The sequence below is a fragment of the Sphingorhabdus sp. genome, from assembly GCF_046596595.1.
Classification (GTDB): domain Bacteria; phylum Pseudomonadota; class Alphaproteobacteria; order Sphingomonadales; family Sphingomonadaceae; genus Sphingorhabdus_B.
In genome coordinates, this window is the sequence record NZ_JBKJMB010000018.1 from 1 (window position 1) to 7,555 (window position 7,555).

The following is a 7,555-nucleotide window of genomic DNA, read 5'->3' on the forward strand; positions in this document are numbered from 1 at the left end:
CAAAAAAATCACAGATCGGAAAATGTGTGTGAGATTGACGACATTCCCCAGCCCGACTGTTTTAAACAATCCCATAACCTAATTGCAGTCTACACGCTGAATAGCTGACCGACTCTCTCTAAATTTTTTCGCCAGCGTACCTAAGGAAGTACGCTGCGATCTTTGCAAAAGTATTTCCGCGTGTTGCTCCGCAGTTAACCGCTTGGGACGCCCAAGCTTCTTTTCCTGCGCCTTTGCACGGCATTGCTGAGTTTATCGTGGTCCGTTACAAATCGCTAAAATGTACGAACTGGCGAAGACCGTGGCTGAAGTGTATTTTTTCGTAAATTTTGGCACCCGACCAACATATTTGAAAAGAAAACATCGTCTCTAACCCGAAGCAACAGCAGGCCGTTACCGCACCCCGTTTTCCGTGCGCATTCCATACGAATCAATTTAACATGTCTTAAGTGATTGAAACATTGGCGCACCCAAGGGGATTCGAACCTCTGCCCTCTGCCTTCGGAGGGCAGCGCTCTATCCAGCTGAGCTATGGGTGCGGACCGGGACCGGTTAGCAGGGAGAGCCGCGTTGCGCCAAGTTTTTTTTGATGCGCTATTTTATTCCGGCCGCCGGCTTTCGTGGGGCTTATGGAACCCATCGCCAGCCCGAGTGTTTTCCTCGTTGAAACGGGGTATTTATATGGCTGCCAAAATATTGTGTTTGAGCGCGAGTTTGTTGGGTGCAACACTTGGCGCATGTTGGCCAATAGCGGATAAGAACGAAAGCAATAACGCGCAAAATGCAACGTCTTCAGCGGCCGGGACAAATGGCACTTCGGGTAACGCCGCGGTCGCCGACATAGCCCTTGAAATTGCGCTCAATCAATTTCCGGGGGGCTATCAATCGCGCTGGGCAAAAAGTACAGGAGCGTGCGCCGATGACCCGGAAACCAGTACCGAGATAATGTCGTTGCAGGGACGGTTGATCAAATTGCCTGATGACATAGGCACGATGGTTCAAGGTAAAAGGATGACATCGAAGACAATGGAGGCCGAATTTGAATTTGTCGGGAGCGATAGCAAATCGGTTCGGGCAATGGGTTTTGAATTGAGCGAAGACCGCCAGCGTCTCACGCGCACCGATTTGTCCGATGGTTTGCGCACACGATATGTACGTTGTCCCAAGCTAATGGCTGGATAACTCAAAATCGCAATGCTACGGCGGGCGCATGCAAAACCAGTTTGAACTCACCGACGATCAAATCGCCATCCAAGACATGGCGCGTAAATTCACAGCAGACGCGATCACACCCTTTGCCAGCGAATGGGATGAAAAGGCACATTATCCGGTCGATGTGTGGAAGGCCGCAGGCGCGCTCGGCTTTGGCGCGATTTACGTGTCCGAAGAATCGGGCGGCACTGGCCTTGGCCGGTTGGAAGCGGCTTTGATCATGGAGGCGATGGCCTATGGCTGCCCCGCCACGAGCGCATTTATTTCCATCCACAATATGGCTGCATGGATGATTGATTGCTTCGGCAATGCCGAGCTCAAAGCCCGCTATTTGCCGGATTTGGTCTCGATGGACAAAATCGCAAGCTATTGCCTTACGGAGCCCGGTAGCGGTTCAGACGCGGCGGCGCTGAAAACCAGCGCGCGGCGCGATGGCGATCATTATGTGCTCAATGGCACGAAGCAGTTCATCTCCGGCGCTGGCTATAATGACGTCTATGTCGTGATGGTCCGGACAAGCGAAGAGAAGACCAAAGGTGTCACTTGCATCGTAGTGGACAAGGATACGCCAGGCCTCAGCTTCGGCGCGCCGGAGAAAAAGCTGGGCTGGAACGCGTCGCCCACTGCGCAGGTGATTTTCGAAGATTGCCGCGTGCCGGTTACCAACCGTGTGGGCGCAGAAGGCGATGGTTTCCGTTTCGCGATGATGGGCCTTGATGGTGGGCGGCTGAATATTGGCGCGTGCTCATTGGGTGGTGCGCAGCGCTGCCTTGATGAGGCGATTGCTTACACCAAGGACCGTCAACAGTTCGGGCAACCGGTGGCCGAATTTCAGAATACGCAGTTCATGCTTGCCGATATGGCTACCGATTTGGAAGCAGCGCGGGCGTTGCTTTATATCGCCGCAGCCAAAGTCACTGCCAATGCGCCAGATAAGTCCCGCTTTTCGGCAATGGCCAAGCGGCTATCGACAGATAGCGGCAGCGAGATTGTAAACCAGGCGCTTCAATTGTTCGGCGGCTATGGATATTTGCGCGATTACCCCATTGAGCGATTCTGGCGCGACTTGCGCGTGCATTCCATCCTTGAAGGCACCAATCAGGTCATGCGCATGATCATCGGCCGGGACTTGTTGCGCCAATGACCGAGGACATTTTGGTCCGGGTGGAAGGACACGCCGGCTTCATCAGCCTGAACCGGCCATCTGCGCTCCACGCGCTGACGTTACCAATGGTACATGCGATGACCGAGGCATTGCTGGAGTGGCGTAATTTAGCCGATGTGAAATGTATCGTCATCGATCACGCTGAAGGCCGTGGCTTTTGCGCAGGTGGCGACATCGCCTTCTTGCGCAATTCTGCGATCAACGATGGCGGCGAGTCCGGACGTAAATTTTTCCATGACGAATATCAACTGAACCATCTGATGTTCACTTACCCAAAGCCAGTGGTGGCGTTCATGGATGGTATCTGTATGGGTGGCGGTGTTGGCATCAGCCAGCCAGCACGGTACCGCGTCGCGACCGAGAACACCAAATTTGCGATGCCCGAAACAGGTATCGGCCTTTTCCCAGACGTCGGTGGCGGTTGGTATCTGTCGCGGCTTGAGGGGCGGGTCGGACAGTTTTTGGCGCTAACGGGGTCACGTGTTGCGGGTTCCGGGTGCCTCGCGCTTGGCCTTGCCACCCATTATTTGCCCAGCAGTGCACTTGATGAAGCCAAGGCGCGCATTGCGTCCGAAGATGTGGAACGTATCGACGGGATTTTAGGGACGTTGTCAGAAACGCCGCCAGCTTCAAAAGTGGTGGAAACGCTGTTCCAGATTAACCGCCATTTTGCTTCTGACCATTTTGAAGACATTCTTGCCAGCCTTGAAGGTGACGAGAGCGAATGGGCGATGCGCGAACTTGCAACCTTGCGAACAAAAAGCCCGCAAACGTGCAAAGTCGCGTTGCGGCAACTCTCTGCGGGGGCTGCGATGTCGGACTTTGCCGATAATATGGCGATGGAATATCGCATTGCCAGCCGAGTCATTGTCCGTCCCGATTTTGCCGAAGGCGTGCGCGCCGTTATCATCGACAAGGACAATGCACCCAATTGGGACCCGGCAACGCCCGAAGGTGTGACTGATGACTTGATTGAAGCGATATTCGCGCCCTTGCCGGCGGAAGAAGAATGGAAGCCCCTATGACATATGAAACGATTTTGGTTGAACATCGCGGCGCGGTGACGCTGATGACGCTTAATCGGCCGCAGGCGCTGAATGCTTTGAACAGCCAAGTTCTGGCAGATTTGATCGCTGCCTTTGCCGCGTTCGATGCTGACGACAGCCAACGTTGCGCGGTCCTGACTGGCAGCGAAAAGGCCTTTGCCGCTGGCGCAGACATTAAGGAAATGTCGTCGCAGTCATTCGCCGAGATGTACGGCGCGAACTATTTTGCAGGTTATGAGCGCATCACGGCGACACGCAAGCCATGGATCGCGGCTGTGAACGGCTTTGCCTTGGGCGGAGGCTGCGAACTTGCAATGATGGCCGATTTCATAATGGCTGGCGACAATGCGAAATTCGGTCAGCCTGAAATCAAGTTGGCGGTTACGCCGGGCATGGGCGGATCGCAGCGGCTCACCCGCGCTATTGGCAAAGCCAAGGCGATGGAAATGTGCCTGACGGGCCGGATGATGGACGCAAGCGAAGCCGAGCGATCAGGCTTGGTTGCCAAGGTCGTGCCTGCGTCGGAGCTGGTTGATGAAGCCATCAAGACCGCGACCGCGGTCGCGGGAATGGCACCCTTGGCAGCGATCGCCTGCAAGGAAATGGTAAATGCCGCGTTTGAAATGACGTTGCAGCAAGGCGTGGTGTTCGAACGCCGCCTGTTTCACGGGCTGTTTGGCACTGTGGATCAGAAAGAAGGCATGGCTGCGTTCGTTGAAAAGCGGCCCGGAAATTGGACGGGGAAGTAACTCGGCTGACCCTTTTGTGGAAAACTCATACTCATCGTCATCCTGAACTCGGTTCAGGATAACGACAAGCGGTGGTGCGTTATCCTGAAACGAGTTCAGGATGACGATAGGCAGACAGCTGCAACCCTAATTTGCCGGAACCTTCTCCACCTGCTGAAACTTGCCCAGTCCGCAGCCTGCGCCTTCGGTAAGCTGCCCACCATAATCGTGCACTACGCGGACGATATCGACGCTGCACAACTGGTTAAGCGAGGTGCGGTAGGAAAACCTGTCCTCGAACTTTAAACCCGGACAGCTTTGCGGGAGGGCATTGCGATAGGTTTTGCCGCCTGCCATGCGGAAGTCGATGATATTGTTGTCGATGACCTTAGTAGAACGGATGTTCGAAATTGTGACACAGCTTTTCGGTTCACCGACGGCGCGCACGGGCGCCGGGGTTTTTTTGCTGGAGAGCGCCACGGCACCTCCAGCCGAAAGCAAGGCAAAAGCAGGAAGGATCAACAACATTTTACGCATCTGTTTTCTCCGGTTTCAATTATCTGTCCTATCGACATCAGCCTGAACTTTAGCTGACTTAATTTTGGGCGGCGGCGTTTTGGGTTTGAAACGGCAAAGGTCAATTACCGGACAGCGCCAGCATTCAGGTGTCCGCGCCTTGCAAACATAACGGCCATGCAAGATCAGCCAATGATGCGCCCCGATGCGGAACGGCTTTGGCGTGCTTTTTTCAAGCGCCTTTTCCACGGCAAGGACGGTTTTGCCGGGAGCAATGCCCGTGCGATTGCCGACGCGAAAAATATGCGTATCGACCGCGAATGTCTCCGCGCCAAAGGCTGTATTCATGACGACATTGGCGGTCTTGCGCCCGACGCCGGGCAAGGCCTCAAGCGCGTCGCGGTCGGCTGGAACCTCGCCTCCATGATCACGCACGAGGATTTCCGAAAGCGCGATTACATGCTTCGCCTTGTTGTTATACAGGCCGATCGTCTTGATATGCGCTTTCAGGCCGTCAAGCCCAAGCGCGACCATTTGGGCTGGAGTTTTAACCACTTCGAATAGCGCCTTTGTCGCCTTATTCACACCGACATCAGTTGACTGAGCAGAACAGGTGACAGCCACCAGCAATTGATAAGCATTGCCGAAGGCCAGTTCAGTCTCGGGATCCGGATTGGCCTCGGCCAACCGTTGGTAAAATTCAAAGATGTCCGCTTTCTTCATTTGTTATTTCTGCTCCGCCAACATCCATTTGCCTTTTATGGACATGCATCTACTAACTGGAAGCTGAAATTCAATACAAGATCGGGAAGCGACCATATGGCGAAATCAGGCGGCATTTCATTCAAATCATATCTTTTGGCCGGTGCCCTATTGGCTATGCAACCCTTCGCTGCAAATGCCGCCGACACGCCTACTGCCAATTCAAACAAAGCGAGCCCAATGACCGAATATAATGTGCCTGGCCAAACCAACGCCGATCATCTTTATCTTGAAGAAGTGCTCGGCGAGAAGGCGATTGCCGAAGTCAAAGTCTGGAATGACAGGACCTTGAACCGTCTGACGAGCGATCCCCGCTTTGCGGTGCTTGAGGGCCAGGCGCTCGAAATTTTGAACTCGAAAGACAAAATCCCCTACGTCTCCTATCGCAATAAGGAGACACATAATTTCTGGCAGGATGCGCAAGCCGTCCGCGGTATATGGCGCAAATCGACCCTCGAAAGCTATCTGTCCGCAGAAACCAAATGGGAAACGGTGCTCGATATCGACGCGCTTGCAAAGAGCGAGGACAAGAATTGGGTGTATAAAGGCAATGACTGCCTAAGCCCTGAATATGAACATTGCATGGTCAGCCTGTCCGATGGCGGCAAGGACGCGGCCATTCAACGTGAGTTCAATGCGCGAACCAAGACTTGGGTCGAAGGCGGTTTTGTGACCAAGGAGTCCAAAGGCGGATCCACTTGGCTCGATAAAGACACGCAGCTTGTCGGTGTCGATTTCGGTCCGGGGACGATGACGGAGTCCGGCTATCCAATGACTGGACGGATCTGGAAGCGCGGGCAGCCGCTTGATCAGGCGGTCGAGTTAATGCGCGGCGAACCCACCGACGTCGCCCTCTGGAGTGGCGTGCATGAGCGCGCTGACGGCAGCCGCGAGATTGTGGTCACGCGTGCAGTCACCTTTTACGACAATGAAACTTTCTGGGTGCCGCGCAAGGACGGCGCATTGCAAAAGCCAGTGAAGTTTCCCGTGCCGGCCAAATCATCGCTCGGCAGCGAGTTTAAAGGGCAGATGCTGCTGACGCTCAACGAAGATTGGCGCGACTTCAAAACCGGTGATCTCGTCAGCTTCTCGATGGATGATTTCATGTCGGATGGGCAAATTGGGGCGGTCAATCTTGTTTACCGGCCCGACGCGCGGTCATCGATGAATGGTTATGGCCAGACAAAGTCGAAAATTTTGATGAGCATTTCGCGCGATGTCACCAGTGCGGCATATGCATTCGACTGGGACGGCAAGGCATGGAGTTCAAAGGCGCTCGACTTTCCCGCAAATGGCACTGTCTCCATCGGCGCGACCAACGACAAGGAGGATATTGCGTTTATCAACAGCGATTCATTCCTGTCGCCAAGCACGTTATGGACCTACGACACCGGCTCGGCCACAAAAGCGAAGGCGAAGGCCTTGCCGGATTGGTTCGATGCAAGCGCGATGGTTGCCGAGCAGTTTTTCGCTACCTCGAAAGACGGCACGCAGGTTCCCTATTTCGTGGTCCGCAACAAGGCGACCAAGCTGGATGGCAGCAACCCAACCCTGCTTTACGGCTATGGCGGATTTGAGGTGTCGATGAACCCGTCTTACTCGGCGACTCGTGGTAAGCTCTGGCTTGAACAAGGCGGGGTTTACGTTCTCGCCAATATTCGCGGTGGCGGCGAATATGGGCCAAAATGGCATCAGGCCGGGTTGAAAACGGAACGCCAGCGGATCTATGATGACTTTATCAGCGTCGCCGAAAAACTTATCTCGGACAAGATTACGGCACCAAAGCATCTGGGCATCGAAGGCGGATCAAATGGCGGACTGTTGATGGGCGTCATGTTTACCCAGCGCCCGGACCTTTTCAATGCCGTGGTCTGCGCGGTGCCTTTGCTGGATATGTTGCGCTTCGACAAGTTGCTGGCTGGCGCTAGCTGGGTGGGCGAATATGGCAGCCCAGCCGATCCAGTGGAAGGCGCGTTCCTGCGCAAGATTTCACCGTATCACAACATCAAACCGGATGTGAAATATCCTGAGGTCTTTTTCCTAACTTCAACCAAGGATGACCGCGTTCACCCCGGCCATGCCCGCAAAACTGCAAAGCGCATGCAGGATCAGGGGCATGATTTCCT

General features: G+C 54.4%; 7 protein-coding genes and 1 tRNA gene. 5 read left to right on the forward strand and 3 right to left on the reverse strand.

Going from position 1 to position 7,555, the window contains the following annotated elements; translation table 11 throughout:
* Positions 1–462 precede the first annotated feature (462 nt).
* Positions 463–539, reverse strand: a tRNA-Arg gene (locus ACLL9E_RS01630).
* Between the two features lie 142 nt (positions 540–681).
* On the opposite strand from ACLL9E_RS01630, the gene ACLL9E_RS01635 reads away from it, so the two are divergent.
* From ACLL9E_RS01635 to ACLL9E_RS01650, 4 genes are read left to right on the forward strand one after another with little or no spacing between them, the layout of a single operon-like run.
* Positions 682–1,182: a hypothetical protein gene (locus ACLL9E_RS01635; protein WP_411290001.1), complete on the forward strand. Its 501-nt coding sequence runs from the start codon at positions 682–684 to the stop codon at positions 1,180–1,182.
* A 28-nt stretch (positions 1,183–1,210) separates the two neighbouring features.
* Positions 1,211–2,356 (forward strand): acyl-CoA dehydrogenase family protein, encoded by a 1,146-nt coding sequence (locus ACLL9E_RS01640; RefSeq protein ID WP_411290002.1) that lies wholly within the window; start codon positions 1,211–1,213, stop codon positions 2,354–2,356.
* Positions 2,353–3,402 (forward strand): enoyl-CoA hydratase/isomerase family protein, encoded by a 1,050-nt coding sequence (locus ACLL9E_RS01645; RefSeq protein WP_411290003.1) that lies wholly within the window; start codon positions 2,353–2,355, stop codon positions 3,400–3,402. Before ACLL9E_RS01640 ends, ACLL9E_RS01645 begins: the two co-directional genes overlap by 4 nt.
* Positions 3,399–4,172, forward strand: a complete 774-nt coding sequence (locus tag ACLL9E_RS01650; protein ID WP_411290004.1) for an enoyl-CoA hydratase-related protein — start codon at positions 3,399–3,401, stop codon at positions 4,170–4,172. Before ACLL9E_RS01645 ends, ACLL9E_RS01650 begins: the two co-directional genes overlap by 4 nt.
* Before the next feature lie 126 nt (positions 4,173–4,298).
* Here the strand turns inward: ACLL9E_RS01650 and ACLL9E_RS01655 are convergent, their stop codons facing one another.
* On the reverse strand, positions 4,299–4,688 hold the full coding sequence (locus ACLL9E_RS01655; protein WP_411290005.1) for a hypothetical protein: 390 nt from the start codon (positions 4,686–4,688) through the stop codon (positions 4,299–4,301).
* A gap of 15 nt (positions 4,689–4,703) precedes the next feature.
* Complete coding sequence (nth, locus tag ACLL9E_RS01660) at positions 4,704–5,390, reverse strand: endonuclease III (RefSeq protein ID WP_411290006.1); 687 nt, start codon at positions 5,388–5,390, stop codon at positions 4,704–4,706.
* Between the two features lie 219 nt (positions 5,391–5,609).
* Here nth and ACLL9E_RS01665 point away from each other — a divergent pair.
* Positions 5,610–7,555, forward strand: a 1,946-nt coding sequence (locus ACLL9E_RS01665; RefSeq protein ID WP_411290007.1) for a prolyl oligopeptidase family serine peptidase, incomplete at its 3' end; no start/stop codon positions are given.

Coding starts and splice junctions, on each gene's coding strand:
- ACLL9E_RS01645 (WP_411290003.1), top strand. CDS start 2,353: ATGACCGAGGACATTTTGGTCCGGGTGGAAGGACACGCCGGCTTCATC.
- ACLL9E_RS01635 (WP_411290001.1), top strand. CDS start 682: ATGGCTGCCAAAATATTGTGTTTGAGCGCGAGTTTGTTGGGTGCAACA.
- ACLL9E_RS01640 (WP_411290002.1), top strand. CDS start 1,211: ATGCAAAACCAGTTTGAACTCACCGACGATCAAATCGCCATCCAAGAC.
- ACLL9E_RS01655 (WP_411290005.1), bottom strand. CDS start 4,688: ATGCGTAAAATGTTGTTGATCCTTCCTGCTTTTGCCTTGCTTTCGGCT.
- ACLL9E_RS01650 (WP_411290004.1), top strand. CDS start 3,399: ATGACATATGAAACGATTTTGGTTGAACATCGCGGCGCGGTGACGCTG.
- nth (WP_411290006.1), bottom strand. CDS start 5,390: ATGAAGAAAGCGGACATCTTTGAATTTTACCAACGGTTGGCCGAGGCC.